The organism is Streptomyces griseorubiginosus (assembly GCF_001514195.1).
GTDB classification, from domain to species: domain Bacteria; phylum Actinomycetota; class Actinomycetes; order Streptomycetales; family Streptomycetaceae; genus Streptomyces; species Streptomyces griseorubiginosus.
The window spans coordinates 121,014-138,713 of sequence record NZ_KQ948750.1 but is presented as its reverse complement, the minus strand read 5'-3'; the positions used below and the strand labels follow the sequence as shown (position 1 = coordinate 138,713).

The window sequence follows — 17,700 nt, the reverse complement described above, 5'->3', positions numbered from 1 at the left end:
GGTCCGTGAAGGCTATCGACCAGGAAAGGAGCGGGGTGCGGCTCACCACATTCACCGGACCTCGTGACCCCGCCCTTCGAGCACGGCTTGGCGGTACTTCGCGAGCATTTCCTGTTTCACGGCCTGAAGCCGGGCCGCTTCCGGTGCGTCACGACGGCCGATGGCCCGCAGGACATCATGTGTGGACTGGGCGAAGAACTCGATGACCCAGGACGGCGCATGCAACTCCTCGCTCATGCTCCAGGACACATAAGCCTTGATGCCATTGATGAAGAGTGACAGAAGTGCGTTGCGCGCAAGACGGTTCTGCAGCCGTTCGATCAACTGGACGCTGGCTATCGGTGCGGCACTCGTCAGTTGCCGCAGTTCATCGAAGAGCGCCTCGAAAAGCTCGGCATCGCGGGGACCGGTCTTCCGAGCGGCGATCTCGGCCATCTCGATCATGAGACTGCCGAGTGCCAGGGCGGCGCCCTCAGGCGGTTCGGAGTGCGACGCGAGGTATACGCAGACCTGACGGCTCAGGGGGGCTGGGCTCGGGCACCGGGTCACCAGGCCGTGTCCTCGTCCGGGCAACGTGACCGCCGTCTCCGCGTCCTCCATCATGCGGATCGCCTGGCGGACGACGCTGCGATCGACGCCGAACCGTTCGGCCAGCTCCCACTCGTTGCCCAGTGGCCGACCTCGTACCCATTCCTGCGGCGTGATCTCCGACATCATCCGCCGCACGGCCGCGAACGCGGGTATGCGCATCTGCTCGAGTGGCTCCGGCACCGACGTGCCCTGCCAGCCGCCTGTCCGAGCGACGTGCGCGAGGGTGTCCCGCGCCGCGCCGCAGAAGAGCGTACGTGCCCGACGCACGGCGTCCTCCGTACGGCCGCGATCGAGATCATGGATGATCCGCTGCCGTATGCGGGCCAGCGCGTCGGCCCTCAGGTCGGTACTCATCCGCGGCAGCAGCGGGGCCAGGACGTCGTTGAAGTACTTCAGCGGACCGCTGCCGCTTCCGCCGATCACCTCGGCGGCGAACCGCCCGAGCAGCCCGGCGGTGTCCGGTCTCCCTCCGTCGTCCGCCGCCTGACTCTCCGGCAGCCTTCCGCCGGCCTGCCGTGACCGGTCGCCCATGAGGCGTACGGCACTGATGTGCACGGCACTCCACGCCTCGACGATGTCAGGCAGTCCCAGGCCGGTGAGGTAGGCGTAACCGCCGATCATGACCAGCAGATGTGTGCCGCCCGGCCTGGCGACCGCGATGCCGCCCTGCGGACCGCGCCGTACCCGCACCTCGTCGCGTGCCTCCAGCACGCGTACGGCCTCCCGCATCACGTCCCGGCCGACGCCGTAGTACGCCGCCAGGTCGGCCTCGCTGCCGTAGACCTTGCCGACCGGCCAGCCGTCGCGGATGAAGCGCTCCTCCATGTCCCGGGAGACGACCAGAGGCAGCTTGGTCAGTCGCTCCTGGTCACCGACCACGCTGGAGTAGAGCTCCGACAGCGGGTTTCCGGTAGCTCCGGTCGTACGGGAGCGCTGTGCTCCGCCGGGGCTGTCGGAGAGCCCGCGAGAGTGTCTGGTTGTGTTCATCGCTTCCCTCAGTTCCAGGGGTGCGGCGGAGCGACGGGCGTGATCGCACTCGGTTGCCGGCGGCTCGCCGCCGCTAGGGGGTCGCCTCCTGTCCGGAGAGGCGTGTGTCCGTCACGGCCGGGACCGTGTGCGTCCTGCGCGCATCGCGAGGAGCGGGCTTGACCACCGCGTAGGTGTACGGCTTGAGGCTGAACATGAGCAGCGCGGAAAGGGTGGTGGCGGCCACGGCGAGTGAGATCGGGAGCGTGTAGCCGCCGGAGGTGTCGAAGCCTATGCCGATCAGCGTGGGCCCGGTTCCGATGCTGAGCATGCTGCACGCGAGGCTGATGCCGAATATCTCGGCGGATGCCCGAAGCCCGAAGTACCGGGTGACCAGGTAGGGCAGCAGGAGTGTCACGGCGGTCAGCGCGCATCCCATCAGGACGACTCCTACGCCCAGCATCCACAGGGTGCTCCCGGCGGCGAGAAGCAGCGCCAGGCTGATCGCCGGCAGCGTGTAGAGCACGGCGGCGACGCGGTGCGACCTGATGCGGTCGGTGAGGGAGCCGGAGAACAGCACGCCGACCATCCCGGCCACCGCCATGAGGGACACCAGGTAGGTCGCCGTGCCGCCGTTGACGCCGCGGCCGGTGAACCAGTGCACCAAGTGCGCCTGCGTGCCGATCAGCGAACTCGTCGCGAGGCACTCCGCCACCGTCAGGGTCCAGAAGGTCCGGGACCGGTATGCCCGCTTCGCGGGCACGCCTTCGAGGACCGCCGGGGACGGCGTGGCGGCAGCCGGGGAGTCCGTGGCCGCATCCGCGCTCCGCACCTTCAGGAAGAACAGGGCCGATGTGCATCCGACGACCAGGACAGCGGCGGCCAGCATCTCGTAGGCGGTGCGCCAGCCGAATGCGTCGATCAGCCATCGCGTCACCGGCGCGACCAGGGACTGCGACAGTGCGGGAGCCACCGCGACCACCAGGCCGAGGGCGAGCGCCCGGTTGGTGTCCCACCAGGAGGAGACGACGCGCACGTGGGCCACCGGCCCGGCCAGGGCGGCACCGATGCCGATGCAGACGGCGGATGCCCAGAACACGAAGCCGGTTGAGTGGATCCGGGACAGGCCGAACAGCCCCAGGGCGAAGATCGCGATACCGATCGTGACCGGGATCCGCACTCCCACCCGGTCGATCAGGCGCCCGCTGAAGGGAGTGCTGAAGGCGCCGATGTAGGCGGACACCGTGAAAACCAAGGTGAAGACGGAAACGCCCCAGCCCATCGATGCCGAAACCGGCCCGAGAAAGACAGACAGGGATCCGACGTAAATCGCCGACATGCCGAACGCCATACAGAGGAAAGCGGCGATCGTAGCGGATATGCGAGCATATGATGACATTCGAAAACCCTCTCGCGACCGGGCGTCATTGCCCGGCTCCGACGTCTACTCTGCTGCTTCCTTGGGAGCGCCGTCCCAGTGCTCGGCGAGCTTGCCGTCCTCGATCCGCCACATGTCGAACCAGTAGGAGCGGTAGGTCTTTCCCGGGTCGTCCGGGTCGGGCAGGTCCCGGGCGAGCATCATCACGACCTTGTCTCCTTCGGTGACGAATACCGGAGGCTCGGGCGCAGGACGCATGGATTCCCGTGCTTCGCGAGCCTGATCGGTTTTCGTCCACTCGATGATCGCGTCGGCGCCCGAGTCGATGTTGGGGTTGTGCTGGACATAGGACTCGGTGAGGTATTGACGCGCCTGTTCCGAGGTCGAGGGATCGACGAGGAGTGACATCATCTTGAGCACGATGTCCTTGGGCTGGTCGCCGGACATGGTGATCACCTCCAGGAGGGGACGAGGGCGCCGTCGATCCACGTCGAGTGGATTCCGAGGCGCATGCGTACAGGAAGCCGCAGCCGGGCGATCGGCCCGCCGGCGAGGTCGAGCGTGTCGAGGATGACGAGTTCGCTGCGCTTTTCTGTCGGCCAATTGAGCGTGGCGATCAGATAGCCGTCGTCCTCCGCGGACTCGGTGGATTTGGTGAAGTACACGGGGTCCTGGAACGTCGCGGCCGGCCCGGGATACCAGTCGTCACGGGTCCCGGCCTCCAGGTCGAAGTGGCTGAGCTGGTTGAACATCACCGGGTAGGGGCGGCCGTTGACGTCGGTCTCGAGCTTGTCGCGGTCGAGCGTCGGCACGAAGACGTGGCGGTACGGCTTCGAGTCGCGGCGCGGGTCGATGTGCGGCCCTTCGCCGTTGACGACTGCCAGCACCTCCCGCTCGGTAAGCCGCTCCTCGCCGGTGTGGTAGTCGATGTGCCAGCGCACGTGCCGTGTGGTGACGCTGCCAGGCGGTGTCGGCCTGCCGTTCTTGTCGGGCACGACCGGTGCGAAGCCGTTGCCGTCCGCCTCGTACAGGTCGAAGACGATGACGCCGTCCTCCTCGTAGGCGTTGATCGTGTGGCCGGGAAAGGCCGGCGGGGCCTGGAACCAGCGCACCTCGGAAGCATCACCGAAGCGCGGGATGACTCCGAAGACCTGCGGAAGGTCGCCGTCGTACACGAAGTGCGGACCGCCGTCCTTCAGACGGTCGAGGTCGCTGGTGATGGGCATGACCGGGAAGAGCATGAAGTTCTCGGTCAGCGCGCAATCGTGGATCATGGCCGAGTACGGTGCCTCGAACCAGGTCTCGTGGATCACCTTGCCGGAGGCATCGATCACGTAGTAGGCGATGTCGCGTGTGGTCTCGCCTTTCGCGGCGTACCCGAAACCGAACATCTCGCCGGTGTCCGAGTCGAACTTGGGGTGGGCCGTGAAGGTGAGACTCGTGATATCACCGTGCGCATCCCAGACGCCGCGGGTCTCGAGGGTCACGGGATCGATCTCGTACGGCAGTCCGTCTTCCTTCGACGCCAGCATCCGTCCGGCGTGGAAGTAGATGGCGGTGTTCGCCGTCGTACGGCTCGTGCCGGCGACGCTCGGATCGTCGGAGTACGGATCCCGGTAATTCCCGTAAAGGGATCGGCGGGCCTGGCGCTCGAGCAGGAAGCGCTCGGTGCGTACATAGCGGGTCCGGAAGTCGACGCAGCCGTCCTTGATGCGGAATGCGCGTACTGCACCGTCCCCGCCCGCGGCGGTGGTCATCGGCCACAGCACCGGGACCTCGGGTACATACACCTGGTCGGGAACCGCCTGGACGAACAGGCCGTCGATGTCCGCTGGTACCGTGCCCTCGAGGACCTCCAGATCGAACACCTCGATATCGAACCGGCACGGCTCGTCCATTCCCATGGTGATTTCGGGGGGAAAAGTCTTTGCCATGAAGCCGTCTCCTTTGACTGCCGTCGCGCAGAATTTCGCCACGAGCTGCGGTTTTCTGACAGTAGGATGCGGTCGCTGCCCAAACCAGACGGTGAAATCACCGCATCCCGCTTTCGGTGGCGGTTGGCAGGTACCAAGCGTCTCGCATGCCCGCTGACCTGGGGGTTTCTGATCTGCGCCACGGCCCCGGCGAGGGTTGTCGCGCGAACCCCGTTCGGCTGTGCGTCTGCCCTGTGATCTGTGTGGTTTCTTTGTGCGCGACGGTGGTCATGTATTCGTCGGCGCGCAGGACGACATTCGCTTTCTATCGCCTCGCCGACGAATCGCCGGCCTTCGGGGTCGTCCATCTCGCCCGCAACGGGCTGGTGCCCGGACGGAGCAGGGCCAGGGGTCAGCCCGCGACGACGGCCATCCGCTCGCTGATCTCCTGCGCGGTGGCCAGGACCTTCTGAGCGATCTCCGTCTCCGCCTCCGGGTAGACCCGGGAGGCGAGGGCGGCCACGCTGACCGCCGCGACCACCTGCTTGTTCTCGTCCCGGATCGGGGCGGCGATGCCGACCACGTCGGGATCCAGTTCGCCCCGGGTGACGGAGTAGCCGATGCGGCGGATCCGGCCGAGTCGTTCCATCAGGGCGTCGACGTCGGTGAGCGTGGCCGAGGTGAAGCGGCGCAGTTCGGCGTTTTCCAGCAGCCGGCGGGCTTCGTCGTCCGGGCTCCAGGCCAGCAGGACGAGGGCGGAGGCGCCGGCGTTGATCGGCAGGGCGCTGCCGCGCTCGTACGAGATCCGCACCGCGCGGGCACTTTCCGCGCGGTCCACGCAGACCACCAGGTCACCGGTGCGCCGGGTCAGCAGCACGGTTTCGTGCACCTCCTCGGCGAGCGATTCCATCGACGGCACCGCGACCTCGGAGAGACCGTAACTGCGGCGCGCCACTCGGGCGATCTCCAGCACTCGTAGGCCGAGCCGGAAGCCGCCGCCGGGAGCTTCTTCGAGGAAACGCCCGGCCACCAGGCTCTGCAGGTAGCGGTACGCGGTGGATCGCGCCACGCCGAGCCGCTCGGCCACGGCGGCTCCGGAGACGACGAGATGAACGTCGTCGAACATGGTCAGGATGTCCAGTGCCCGGTCGGCCGTGGAGTTGCGCTCGCGGTAGCTGGAAGACATGTTTCCTGACATACGAGAGACTTTAGTGGGTGGGCGTGGGTCGGTGGAGACCCCGCGGTGCCGCGTGGTCGCCGTTGTCCCGTGGTCAGGGTTCACAGCTGGTCCTTGATGACGGTGTTGCGGAGTTCCCCGATGCCTTCCACCGTGGTGATCAGTTCCTGGCCGGGGCGAAGGAAGACCTTCGGGTCGCGCCCGGCGCCCACGCCGCCCGGGGTGCCGGTGAGGATCAGGTCGCCGGGCAGGATCGTGATGATGGTGCTGATGTACGCGACGGTCTCGGCCACGTCGAAGAGCAGGTCCGCGGTGTTGGACTTCTGCATGGTGTGCCCGTCGACGCTGCAGGAGATGTCCAACCCCGAGGCGCCGGGCGGGAGTTCGTCGGCGGTGACCAGAGCGGGTCCGACCGGGGTGGTGGCCTCGAAGGTCTTGCCGGAGAGGAACTCACGGGTACGGTGCTGCCAGTCCCGCACGGTGACGTCGTTGGCGACCGTGTAGCCGGCGACGTACTCCAGGGCCTTCTCGCGCGGTACGTGACGGCCGGGGCGTCCGACGACGACTGCCAACTCGGCTTCCCAGTCGAGATCGTCGCTGACCGGCGGCGTGTGGATGTCGTCGTGGGCGCCGATCAGGGAGCCGTCGTACTTCGCGAAGAGGGTGGGATGCGTGGGGGTGGGGCGGCCCATCTCCTTGATGTGGGTGGCGTAGTTGAGGCCCAGGCAGACGATCTTGTTCGGGTGGGGGACCAGTGGGGCGAGCGACGACTCGGCCAGGGACAGGCGCTCGCCGTCGGCGGAGGCCGCGCGCTCGTGCCAGTCGTCGCCGGTTGCGAGCAGCGCGCCCACGTCGGCGTAGGGGAGCAGGACGAGTTCGTCGCCTTCCTGTCGGGCGGCCGAGGTCACGCGGTCGTCGGTGATACGGACGGTGCTCAGTCTCATCGGGGTACTCCTGGGGTGTCGTACGGGATCTCTGGGGCGGGATCGGAGGGGGCGGTGGTGGTGCCCGTGGTGGGGCGGGGGCGTGCGAAGCGCCGCAGCGTCACGCCGACGTACTGGGCCCGATCGGGGGTGAACACGGCTGCCACGAACCGGTCGGGACGTACGAGGACGAAGGATCCGGTCAGTCCGGCGAGGAGGGCGTCGAGCCTGCCGTCGGCGTCGGCGATCCCCGTTCGGCCGGCCCGGTCACGCGGTGTGCGGTCGTCCAGGAAGACATCCACTGCGGTGGCCTCGGGGATGTCGGCCCGGGCGACGGTTGCCCAGTCGGTGTCGTCCACGCCGATGCCCAGCAGGCTCCAGCCCTGTCCGAGGATGTCGTCGAGCCGTGCGGGGCGGTGGTGCGGTCCGTGCAGCACCCGTGGCTGCGGCAGCATCGTGCCGACCAGTCCGCTGCCCGCGCCGTCCGTCGGGAGGACGGCCCCCGCCCGTAGCCGGGTGTCGGGTCGGTAGCGCATCTCGGTGAGGTAGCGGCGAGCCGGCGGGATGTGCATGGCGGTGCGCACCAGCGCGTCGCGCAGCAGGGCACGCGGTCGGCTGGTGGTCATGACGATCCGGCCCAGCCGCACGGAGAGGTCGATCACGGCCCGGGCGTGCGGGCGCCGCTCGCTGTCGTAGGTGTCGAGCAGCGCGTCACCGGCCCGGCCCGCCAACACCTCGGAGATCTTCCAGCACAGGTTGGCCGCGTCCCTCACCCCTGAGTTGAGGCCCTGGCCGGCGAACGGCGGCATCATGTGCGCGGCGTCGCCGAGCAGGAAGCAGCGGCCCTCGCGCAGCCGGTCGGCCAGCAACGCGTGGAAGCTGTAGGCGACCGCGCGCTCGATCTGGTCGGGCGTGATCTCCCGGTGGGGCCGCAGGAGTTCGCGCACGAGAGCGAACGGGGGAGAGGTACCGGCCTCGCACTCGCCCGGCTTGAGGCGGAACTCGTAGCGGCAACGCCCGTCCTGGCCCGGGACGATGACGCCAGGTCGGTCGGGGTCGCCGTGGTGCATGCCGTAACGCTGGTCGTGCGTGTCCTCAAGGGTGTCGGCCACCAGCCACACGTCAGGGAAGCTGCGGCCCTGCATGGGCACGGACAGCAGGTCGCGCACAGTACTGCGGCCGCCGTCGCAGCCGAGGACGTACGAGACGTCCAACTCCTCGACCGGCCCGTCCTCGCCGCCTGTTCGCAGGGACACGCGCACCCTGTCGGGGTGCTGGGCGAGGTCGGTCAGCCGGGTGCCGAAACGGACGTCGACGCCGGGCAGGCGGCGCAGCTGTGTGCACAGCACCCGTTCCAGGTCGGGCTGGGCGAAGGGGTTCTTGAACGGATGTCCCAGGCGCTGGTCGCCAGTTCCCCGGGCGTGCACGAGCGGCCGCCCGCCCACGCCGAAGTATCTCGTCCCGGTGCCCGGCACCAGGATCGGGTAGACCGCCTCGTCCAGGGCGCCGGCCGATTGCAGGGTGCGCAGGGTCTCGTCGTCGAGGCTGATCGCCTTGGCGTCGTTGCTCGTGGTGGTGTTGCGTTCGACCAGCAGCACCCGTATGCCCCGCGAGCCGAGCAGATGGGCTGCCGTCAGCCCGGTCGGTCCGGCGCCGACGACCAGGACCGGTGGTGTCTCGGATGTCGTGGGCACGGGACTACTGGACCGGCTGGTAGGCCGGTCCGCCCTCGGTCAGCAGCCGTTCGGCCTCGGCGAAGATCTCCTCGGGGGGCAGGTCGAGGTCGATCGTCTTCCGGAAGGGCTGGCGTACGTCGCGGTCGATGCGGAGGTAGACCTCGTTGCGGTTGCCCTCGGGATCGAAGAAGTAGATCCCTATCGCGTTGCCGTGGGTGACTTCCTGCTGGACCTCGATGCCCTCGGCGCGGAACCGGTGGTGGAAGTCGATGATCGACTCCAGGGAGTCCACACGCCATGACACCTGGTGGGTGAGCTTGGAGCCGGCAGGGGCGGTGCGGCCCTGCTGGAGGACGAATTCGTGGTGCTCGTCCTCGGGACGCGCGGAGAAGAACACGATGCCCTGCTCCGGGTCCTCGTCGGTGACGGTCAGGCCCATGACGCGCGAGTAGAAGTCGCGCATCTTCTCCAGGTCGTCGACCCAGAAGCCGGTGTGGCCGAGTCCAGTGATCGTCATGCTTGTCTCCTTTTGCAGGACTGATGTTTTGTCTAATGAGACGCTAGGTCGCTGACTGTGTCGACGTCAACGGTGAATCTCGGCGAGTCGGACCTCTTGACTCGACGAGCGCTTGGGGTGCAACGTCCTGTCTGACGATACAAGCGTCCGGGTATACGGGACAGCGGTCGGGCGCTGTCGAGTCACCGGGAACCGCTCAAGCCGCTACTGGAGAAACCCTCATGAACCATTCCGCTGCGGAGGACCCGCCCTCGCTGGGCCTCGGCACCTTGATCGCCGCCTGCCTGGCCATCTGCGTGGCCCAGATCGGCATCCCGCTCTCGTCCCCGATCATCGGAGAGATCCAGCGGGATCTGGGGGCGTCCGCCGCCGCCCTCGCCTGGATCCCGGCCGCGTTCATCCTCCCGACGGCCATCCTGGAGCTGAACTTCGGTGTTCTCGGTGACCTCTTCGGGCGCAAGCGTCTGCTCGTTCTCGGAGGACTCCTGATCGCGGCCGGCTCCCTGGTCGTCGCGACATCAGGCACACTGACCCAGCTCATCGCCGGCCAGGCGGTCGCCGGACTCGGCGCCGCGGCGATCTTCCCCTCGTCGCTGGCCGTGATCGTCGCGGGCACCCCGGAGCCCGCCGCCCGCGCGCGGGCCCTGTCGTACTGGGCCGTCAGCCTGGCTTTCGGCGCCATGATGGCGCCGCTGATCAGTGGGTTCATCGCCGAGCACACCGACTGGCACTGGGCCTTCGTACCTCTGACGGTGCTCGGCCTGGTGACCGCCGCCGTCACCCTCCGCTGGATCACCGATTCCCGCGAGCCGGCCGGGCGCGGACTCGACTGGCCGGGCCAGGTCACGATCGCCGTCGCCCTGCTGGCACTGCTCTACGCCGTCATCGAGGGCGCCGTCGACGGCTACACCGCTCCGCACATCGTGCTTGCTTTCGTGCTGTCCCTGGCCGCCCTGGTGGGCTTCTTCATCGCGGAGCGCAGGTCGCGGACGCCGATGCTGCGGCTGGAGCTCTTCCGGAACCCCTCCTTCGCCGCGGCTGCCGCCATCGGACTGCTCGCCATGTTCGGCTTCATCGGCACCGCGTACGCGCTGAGCATCAAGCTGGAGGCCGTGCACCACCTCTCCCCACTGAACGCCGCCCTGCCCTTCGCCCTCATCCAGGCGATCCCGCTGCTGCTCACACCCGTCCTGCCGAGACTGCTTCAGCGGGTGCACCCCCGGGTTTTGCTCGTCGGCGGTCTGCTGTCCCTCGCCACCGGTGAGGTCTGGATGGCGCTGCTGCCGGGTGACGCCACGGATCTGGCGGCGATGGCCGGACCGATCCTGCTGCTGGGGGTCGGCTTCATCACGATGTTCTCCGCGCTGACGGCCGTCGCGGTCGGCACCGTGGACATCCGCCACGCCGGCATGGCCAGCGCGGTCACCAGCCTCGTCCGCGAGACCGGGCAGGCTCTGGGCCCCGCGATCGTCAGCGCCGTCGCCCTCGGTACGGCGAGCAGCGCCCTCGCTGCGAAGCTCGGCGCCGCGAAGCTTCCTGCCGAGGCCGTGGGCGTGGCCAAGGGAGTCAACGCGGAGGGCGGCGCGCTTGCGGTCGCCAACGCCGATCTCGGCGAGCTGTCGCGCACGCTTGCCCCCCTGGCCCGCGAAACCCTGGAGACAGGCCTCGACCTCAGCCTCTATCTCTGCGCCGGTGCCAGCCTGCTCGCCGCACTCATCGCCGTACTCGCCCTGCGGCACACCACAACCGCGAATGCGCCCGGCAGCTCGGACGGCAGGGAGGCGGTCGGCCTGTCCACCCCGCCGCAGGACACCGACTCGGCGGCCCCGGCCAAGGCGCTGCCCAGCCACTGACCCGCCTTACCGGCCGACTCCGCGCTCGGCCTGGAGCGAGCCTCGCAGACCAGGGGCCGGCTCGGAGACAAGGCCCTTGCTGGGTCAGCCAGGGCGTGAAACCGGGAATCGAGGCCGGAAAGCCGCCACCTCGCCACCTTCGCGACACCACACATAATCTTCGCGTCACGACGCACTACCGGATCGGGACACCATGACGTTCTTGGACAGCAGCACCTGGGAAGGCCGCATCTTCTCGGGCTCGGGTGAGTGGATCAGCGGCACCGGCGAGGGGTACGAGGCCGTCGAGCCCGCCACCGGAAAGACGTTGGGCCGCGTCGGCTCCGCCACGCCCGCCGACGTGGACAAGGCGGTGGAGCAGGCGGTGCGGGCCCAGCGGGAGTGGGCCGCGCGGCCGTACTCCGACCGTGCCGCTGTCCTGCGCCGAGCAGCGCGTCTCTTCGAGGAACACCAGCAGGAGATCGAGACCTGGCTGGTACGGGAGTCCGGTGCGATCCGGCCGTTCGCCGCCCTGCAGGTCAGCAGCGGCGGTGCGGAGGAGTGCCACGAGGCCGCCGCCCTCGCCGGGGCCCCGTACGGCGAGTTGCTGCGCTCCGGGCAGGAGCGGCTGTCCTTCTCCCGCCGCGTCCCGGTCGGGGTCGTCGGCGTCATCGCCCCCTTCAACGTGCCGATCATCCTGGCCATGCGGGCCGTGGCCCCGGCCCTCGCCCTCGGCAACGCGGTAGTCCTCAAGCCGGACCCCCGCACCGCGATCAGCGGCGGTGTCGTCTTCGCCCGGGCCTTCGAAGAGGCGGGCCTGCCCGCCGGTCTGCTGCATGTCCTGCCCGGCGGGGCGGACGTCGGGGCAGCTGTCGTCGAACACCCGCAGATCCCCGTCATCGCCTTCACCGGCTCCACCCGGGCTGGACGCGCCATCGGTATCGCCGCGGCCCGGCACCTCAAGCGGGTCCACCTGGAACTGGGCGGGAACTCCGCGCTCGTCGTGATGGACGACGTCGACCTGGAGCAGGCCGCCTCGGTGGGCGCCTGGGGGTCCTTCGTGCACGCCGGCCAGATCTGCATGGCCAGCAGCCGTCACCTCGTCCACGCGTCGGTCGCCGACGACTACACCGCCCTGCTCGCCCAGCACGCCGACGCGCTCAGGGTGGGCGACCCGGCCACCGAGAACGTCGCCGTCGGACCGCTCATCGACAGCGGTCAGCGCGACAACGTCCACCGCATCGTCACGGACACGGTCGAGGCCGGCGCCCGGCTCGCCGCGGGTGGCACGTACGAGGGCCTGTTCTACCGACCCACCGTGCTCTCCGGCGTACCGCTAACCGCGCCCGCCTACGCCGAGGAGATCTTCGGCCCGGTCGCGCCCGTCGTCCCCTTCCAGGACCTGGACGAGGCGGCCAAGCTCGCCGCCGGCACCGAGTACGGACTGTCCCTCGGCATCCTCACCCGGGACGTCGCGAAGGGCCTCGCCCTGGCCGAGCGCGTGCCCACCGGACTGGTCCACATCAACGACCAGACGGTCAACGACGAAGCGAACATCCCCTTCGGCGGCGTCGGCGACTCCGGCACCGGCGCCCGTCACGGCGGCGCCGCCGCCAACCTCGAGGCCTTCACCGAACAGCAGTGGGTCACCGTACGCGGCGAACTCCCGCGCTACCCGTTCTGACCGCCCCGGCACACAACCCGCACGGAGAGCCCCATGCCCGCGAACCCCATGCCCGCGAACCCCATGACCGTCGTCCCGCGGGGGACCGGAGAGAACACCGTCCCCGTCGGCGCCGGAGCCGACTGGCACACCGGCAACAGGTTCCTCAACGGCCCCTTCGCACCCTGGACGGAGGAGAACGAGGCGTACGACCTGGAGGTGGACGGCGAGATACCGTCCGACCTCGCGGGTGCCCTGTTCCGCGTCTCCTCCAACCCCCGCTTCCAGCCCCGCAACACCGACCGCTACCACTGGTGGGAGGGCGACGGCATGGTGTGCGGTGTCTACCTGCGCGAGGGCAGGGCCGCCTACCGCACCCGCTGGGTCCAGACCGACTCGATGAGGGTCGAGGTGGAGGCCGGGGAGGCGATCTACAGCGGCTTCGTCAACGGCGGCACCCCGGGTCGGCTGCCCGACGGCGCCCCACGTGCCAAGAACGTGGCCAACATCAACGCCGGCCTCTTCGACGACCATCTGCTCGTCTACTTCGACGGCGGACTGCCGCACGCACTGGACCCCGAGACGCTGCACACCCTCGGCACGTACGACTTCCACGGCGGCGTCGACATCCTGTGCACCGGTCACTACAAGACCGACCCGGACACCGGCGACATGCTGTTCTTCGCCGCGGTCGGACCCACCATCACCTGGTACCGCGCCGACGTGAAGACCGCCGAGATCAAGGACTCGCACTCCTTCGACATAGGTGTGCCGGTCCTCATGCACGACTTCGCGGTGAGCGAGACGTACGCGATCTTCTTTGTCACGCCCGCCCAGTTCCGCCTCGACCTGGTGGCCCAGAGCAGGCCCGGCGTCGTCTGGGACGAGAACTCCCTCGAACATGGCGTCCAGATCGTCCTGATGAACCGCCACACCCATGAGATCACCTGGCACGAGCTCGGCGGGCACTGGGCCAACACCCACTTCTACAACGCCTACGAGCAGGACGGTGAGCTGATCGTCGACGGGCACCGGATCAGCCGCCTCGGCAACCCGGTCGACCGTCTCTCCACGCCCGTGGACTCCCACGAGTGGTTCCCGCCTGCCCTGCCCTACCGCTGGCGGGTCGACCTGGCGACCGGCCGGGCCACGGAGGAGAGGATCAGCGGTGTCTTCGGCGAGTTCCCCAAGATCAACGACGCCTACACAGGTCGGGCGCACCGCTACGGCTACTTCGTCACCACGCGCGGCCTGGCCGACGACACCATGTCCGACGGCCTCGCCCGTCACGACTACCTTCTCGACCGCACCACCGTCGTCGAAGGACCCGACGGCCTGACCAGCCCGAGCGAACCGGTCTTCGTGGCCCGCGAGAACGCCCGCGGCGAGGACGACGGCTACCTGCTCTCCCTGTGGTGGAACCGCGCCACCGACCTGAGCGAACTCCTCGTCCATGACGCGGCCGACCTGCGCCGCACCCCGCTGGCCCGGGTCAAGCTCCCCAGCCGGGTGCCGTTCGGCTTCCACGGAAGCTGGGCCGAACACGACGTTCTGGACCGCGCCATCGCGGCGAAGGGCGACGACAGGTAGCGGCGTTGCGTCGAACCTCGTCCGGTGCACGTACTCCGCGGAGTCGCCGGACGGCAGCATCGGGTCGAAGAGCCTCTTCGGCGGCGGGAGGTCCCCGGCCTCGTTGACGGCCGGGCCTTCGCCGCGCTTCGGCAGAGACCTGAATCGCTCACAGGCTCCGTTGGTCTCCTGTCGTGACCGCTGAACCCAGTCGTCGGCGTTGGACCACTCCACCAGCGGCGGGTCTCCCAGCGCACGTCGAACCGCAGGGCGGGGTGGCGGTGCCTCGCCGATGACCCGGGGACGTCTCAGCGGAAGGCACCGCCACTCATCGGCCCACCACCGCCGACGGCTTCGGACCGACAGAGTCGGCGGCGCGACTCTCCGTCAGGGGCGAACCGGAAGGCGCTGCGGCCGACACGAACGATCATCACAGGGGAAACCTGAGCATTCGGTGAGCTCTGCCGCCCTTGCCTCCCGCAGCGCTGACGCCGGTCGCACCGGGTTCGTCGCGTGACTCGCCTCGTCCGGCGCGGGAGCGTGGTGTGCTGGTGGTGCCGCACGCCCGAGTGCACCGTTGCCCGGCCGCGGTACCGGCCGCCAGGGGCGCCGTCAGTGCGAGAGCAGGCAATCAGGCCCGATGCGCCTGAAGGCCGACCCGCTGCCGAGGCATGGTGTCACAGCCCGGCTCGGATCAAGTCCCGGTGGAGCCCCACCGGTTCATCCCTGGCCACCACTACGCGCACGCGGCTGTGCGTCACAACCGCGCCGTGGGCGGCGCCCGCTCGCCTCATCAAAACCTCAGGGTTCTTCAGGAAGTCTCCAGGGCCGTCATGGAATCGAGCCAAGGAGGGGCGCGGTCATGCAGTCGCTTGCGCACGAGTGGAGCACCCAGGGTGGGGAGCGGGCGTGGTGAAGGGCGGAGGACGGAGGCGACGGGCGCTACGTCGATCGCCCATGGCCCTTCTCGGAGTCCTCGTTGTCGGAGTCGCTTTCCTGCTTTCCTGGCTCGCAGGTTACGGGGACGCACACCCGAACTCGGCGGCCAGTGGAAGAAAGCCCAAATCGGCGGCTGCTGGAAAGCCACTTCCGACTACCCAAAAGCAGGCGGCCGGCATGGTGCCCGGCGCCGCACTGGTCGAACCGCCCGAACTCAACAAGGCAACTCCCAAGGATCTGACGGTCGAGCTGACGACGGTCCAGAAGGAGGTGATGATCTCGGGCAAGAAGGTGCTCGCGGAGACCTACAACGGAAGCCTTGTCGGACCGACCCTTCACGTGGTTCCCGGCCAGCGCGTCACCTTGAAACTGACCAACAAGCTGGGCACGGCGACCAACTTGCACTTCCACGGGATGCACCTGTCTCCGAAGGGAAGCGCGGACAACATCATGCTGTCCGCTCAGCCTGGTCATATTCTGACCTACCATCTCGACGTTCCCGCGAACCAGGTACCCGGGACGTACTGGTACCACGACCATGAAATGTGCTCCATGAACGGCGGGTCGATGCCGGGCATGGACATGTCCGCCGCCTCAGCGAACGCTCGCTGTGATGGAACCGAGAGCCAGATCGGGGCGGGGCTGTCGGGAACGATCATTGTCGGGGACAGTCGCGCATCGTTGCCGAAGGCCTACCGGGGGATCACCGCTCATACCTTGGCGCTCAAGGACGCCCAGATCAGCGGATCCAGCTCGATCGTCTACCCGGACGGGGTCCTGGAGCCCGCATCACCGACGGTTCGCCTGGTCAACGGCCAGTACCGACCCACGCTGAACGTGAAAGCCGGCGAGACCCAGTTGTGGCGGATAGCGAACGAAGGTTACGCCATCTTCTATGATCTTCAGCTCGACGGCGGCAGCTTCACAGTCGTCGGCCAGGACGGGAATCCCTCGGCAGCGCCGGCTCGGGTGAAACACCTCCTGATTCCGCCCGGCGGACGCTTCGACGTCCTGGTGACTGCCGGAGCCACCGGATCGACCTGGCTCAGGACCCTCGCCCACACGACCGGACCGGAGGGCGACGGAGACTCCTACCCCAACACCACCCTCATGAAGGTCAATGTCCAACAGGGCGGTGGGGGCGCGGGATCGGCTGCCGCCGGGGCTCCGTCGGGCATGGCCACCTCGCCCCAGGTTGCTGGGCCGCTTCCCGGTTCCGAACCCGATCTGTCCAGGAAGCCCATCGCCCAATCCCGAAGGGTGGCCCTGAGCGACGACGGCGGCAACAACTTCTGGATCAACGGCAAGTTGTTCGACATGAAGAATCCGACTTTCAAGAAGCCGGCCAGACTCGGAACGGTCGAAGAATGGACGCTCACCAACACGAGTAAGCACGATCATCCGTTCCATCTCCATATCGCGCCCTTCCAGGTCCTCAGTGTGAACGGCCGCGCCCAGCCTCCCGCCGACTACCTGGACACCGTGACCGTTCCCCACGCGGTCAATGGAGTAGCAGGCAAGGTGGTGATCCGGATCCGCTTCACGGACTTCACCGGTATGTGGATGTTCCACTGCCACATCACCGGACACGAGGACAACGGAATGATGGGCTACGTGAACGTCGTCGCTGCCGGTTAGCGCCGACCGGTGCGTCAGGGCTTCGACAGGCGGACACACGCCTTGACATCCCGCTCGGTACCCAGCCGCAGATGTGACCTTCCTTGTGGGAAGACAGGTGCGGCCACCGGCGATCATCGGAAGGTGTGCGAACGGAAGATGAAGCGGTGGCCGCCGACCTCAGAGCAAGGCCTGCCCGTTGGCAGGCGATGTCCGAGGGCCTGCCGCGCAAGCCGCCTGCGGCCTTTCCGACCGGTCGCTCTGACTGGTACGGGCAGGGTCGGAAAGACCCGGCTACCGGTTCAGGTGGCTCGCAGCGGCACGCCGGGTGTTCCGCGACGAGGCTTGGTTCGGGCAGCGCCTCGGTGATCGGGCCGACTCAAGTGGTTGAAGCGGTTGCCGCGACGCTTGACGTTCCGGCGCACGCCGAGCGGGACACGGAGCAGGCACTCGTGGAGTTCCTGAGGCGTCGTCCAAGGGCTGTCCCGTATCTGGTTTGGAGCATGCCTGCTGAGCTGGCTGGTTGGTCATCCGGCGAGGGCGAGGTTGTGCAGTCAGGCGACGGCGAGCCGCGTGTCGGCGTCGATGACGACGTGGTGGTTGGTGGAGTACCGGCCAATCTTCGACTGATCGGCGAGGGTGTGGCTGCGGGTGGGGACCAGGATCTCGTCCACGATCAGTACGGTGGCCGGGCGGAACCGCTGGCGCTGCTGTAGCGCGAGCGCAGGGCCGAGGTCGTCGATGACGCGGTTGGCCGCGGACTTCGACACCCCCTACCTCGTGGCGAGTTGGCGCAGCGTGAGGCTGGTGCGACAGCTCGCGGCGACCAGCAGTACCCGGTCCTCAAACGCCAGCCTTCACTGCCTCGCCTTGCGCAGCGGATCCGCACCTTTATGCCGCAACGTGGTGATCAGCCAGCCGAGCTGGCGCGGGCTCAGC

12 protein-coding genes and 1 pseudogene are annotated in these 17,700 nt (G+C 68.4%); 4 read left to right on the top strand and 9 right to left on the bottom strand.

Going from position 1 to position 17,700, the window contains the following annotated elements:
* Window positions 1–51 precede the first annotated feature (51 nt).
* From AQJ54_RS41685 to AQJ54_RS41650, 8 genes are all read right to left on the bottom strand, one after another.
* Window positions 52–1,578, bottom strand: a complete 1,527-nt coding sequence (locus AQJ54_RS41685) for a FadR/GntR family transcriptional regulator (RefSeq protein ID WP_248845588.1) — start codon at window positions 1,576–1,578, stop codon at window positions 52–54.
* A gap of 73 nt (window positions 1,579–1,651) precedes the next feature.
* A complete protein-coding gene (locus tag AQJ54_RS41680; protein WP_079070301.1) occupies window positions 1,652–2,908 on the bottom strand; it encodes an MFS transporter in 1,257 nt (418 codons plus the stop codon).
* 93 nt (window positions 2,909–3,001) lie between these two features.
* Entirely contained in the window at window positions 3,002–3,382 is a 381-nt protein-coding gene (locus AQJ54_RS41675; protein ID WP_062020665.1) for a nuclear transport factor 2 family protein, read from the bottom strand.
* Between the two features lie 5 nt (window positions 3,383–3,387).
* On the bottom strand, window positions 3,388–4,869 hold the full coding sequence (locus AQJ54_RS41670) for a carotenoid oxygenase family protein (RefSeq protein ID WP_062246705.1): 1,482 nt from the start codon (window positions 4,867–4,869) through the stop codon (window positions 3,388–3,390).
* A 391-nt stretch (window positions 4,870–5,260) separates the two neighbouring features.
* Window positions 5,261–6,034: an IclR family transcriptional regulator gene (locus tag AQJ54_RS41665; protein ID WP_248844788.1), complete on the bottom strand. Its 774-nt coding sequence runs from the start codon at window positions 6,032–6,034 to the stop codon at window positions 5,261–5,263.
* Window positions 6,035–6,126: 92 nt separating this feature from the next.
* Window positions 6,127–6,969 carry a fumarylacetoacetate hydrolase family protein gene (locus AQJ54_RS41660; RefSeq protein ID WP_062246703.1) on the bottom strand — a complete coding sequence of 281 codons (843 nt, stop codon included), beginning with the start codon at window positions 6,967–6,969 and terminating at the stop codon, window positions 6,127–6,129.
* Window positions 6,966–8,642, bottom strand: a complete 1,677-nt coding sequence (locus tag AQJ54_RS41655) for a bifunctional 3-(3-hydroxy-phenyl)propionate/3-hydroxycinnamic acid hydroxylase (protein ID WP_062246701.1) — start codon at window positions 8,640–8,642, stop codon at window positions 6,966–6,968. Before AQJ54_RS41655 ends, AQJ54_RS41660 begins: the two co-directional genes overlap by 4 nt.
* A gap of 4 nt (window positions 8,643–8,646) precedes the next feature.
* A complete protein-coding gene (locus AQJ54_RS41650) occupies window positions 8,647–9,141 on the bottom strand; it encodes a VOC family protein (RefSeq protein WP_062019172.1) in 495 nt (164 codons plus the stop codon).
* Window positions 9,142–9,362: 221 nt separating this feature from the next.
* On the opposite strand from AQJ54_RS41650, the gene AQJ54_RS41645 reads away from it, so the two are divergent.
* From AQJ54_RS41645 to AQJ54_RS41630, 4 genes are all read left to right on the top strand, one after another.
* Entirely contained in the window at window positions 9,363–10,994 is a 1,632-nt protein-coding gene (locus tag AQJ54_RS41645; protein WP_062246698.1) for an MFS transporter, read from the top strand.
* Window positions 10,995–11,187: 193 nt separating this feature from the next.
* On the top strand, window positions 11,188–12,657 hold the full coding sequence (locus tag AQJ54_RS41640) for an aldehyde dehydrogenase family protein (protein WP_062246696.1): 1,470 nt from the start codon (window positions 11,188–11,190) through the stop codon (window positions 12,655–12,657).
* Window positions 12,658–12,690: 33 nt separating this feature from the next.
* Complete coding sequence (locus AQJ54_RS41635; protein ID WP_248845586.1) at window positions 12,691–14,226, top strand: carotenoid oxygenase family protein; 1,536 nt, start codon at window positions 12,691–12,693, stop codon at window positions 14,224–14,226.
* A gap of 1,095 nt (window positions 14,227–15,321) precedes the next feature.
* Window positions 15,322–16,782, top strand: a complete 1,461-nt coding sequence (locus tag AQJ54_RS41630; RefSeq protein ID WP_062246694.1) for a multicopper oxidase family protein — start codon at window positions 15,322–15,324, stop codon at window positions 16,780–16,782.
* Window positions 16,783–17,321: 539 nt separating this feature from the next.
* Here AQJ54_RS41630 and AQJ54_RS41625 read toward each other — a convergent pair.
* Window positions 17,322–17,699, bottom strand: a pseudogene (locus AQJ54_RS41625) (transposase family protein); the annotation flags it as partial.
* Window position 17,700: the final 1 nt, after the last annotated feature.

Coding starts and splice junctions, on each gene's coding strand:
- AQJ54_RS41685 (WP_248845588.1), bottom strand. CDS start 1,578: ATGAACACAACCAGACACTCTCGCGGGCTCTCCGACAGCCCCGGCGGA.
- AQJ54_RS41680 (WP_079070301.1), bottom strand. CDS start 2,908: ATGGCGTTCGGCATGTCGGCGATTTACGTCGGATCCCTGTCTGTCTTT.
- AQJ54_RS41675 (WP_062020665.1), bottom strand. CDS start 3,382: ATGTCCGGCGACCAGCCCAAGGACATCGTGCTCAAGATGATGTCACTC.
- AQJ54_RS41670 (WP_062246705.1), bottom strand. CDS start 4,869: ATGGCAAAGACTTTTCCCCCCGAAATCACCATGGGAATGGACGAGCCG.
- AQJ54_RS41665 (WP_248844788.1), bottom strand. CDS start 6,034: ATGTCTTCCAGCTACCGCGAGCGCAACTCCACGGCCGACCGGGCACTG.
- AQJ54_RS41660 (WP_062246703.1), bottom strand. CDS start 6,969: ATGAGACTGAGCACCGTCCGTATCACCGACGACCGCGTGACCTCGGCC.
- AQJ54_RS41650 (WP_062019172.1), bottom strand. CDS start 9,141: ATGACGATCACTGGACTCGGCCACACCGGCTTCTGGGTCGACGACCTG.
- AQJ54_RS41645 (WP_062246698.1), top strand. CDS start 9,363: ATGAACCATTCCGCTGCGGAGGACCCGCCCTCGCTGGGCCTCGGCACC.
- AQJ54_RS41640 (WP_062246696.1), top strand. CDS start 11,188: ATGACGTTCTTGGACAGCAGCACCTGGGAAGGCCGCATCTTCTCGGGC.
- AQJ54_RS41635 (WP_248845586.1), top strand. CDS start 12,691: ATGCCCGCGAACCCCATGCCCGCGAACCCCATGACCGTCGTCCCGCGG.
- AQJ54_RS41630 (WP_062246694.1), top strand. CDS start 15,322: ATGGTGCCCGGCGCCGCACTGGTCGAACCGCCCGAACTCAACAAGGCA.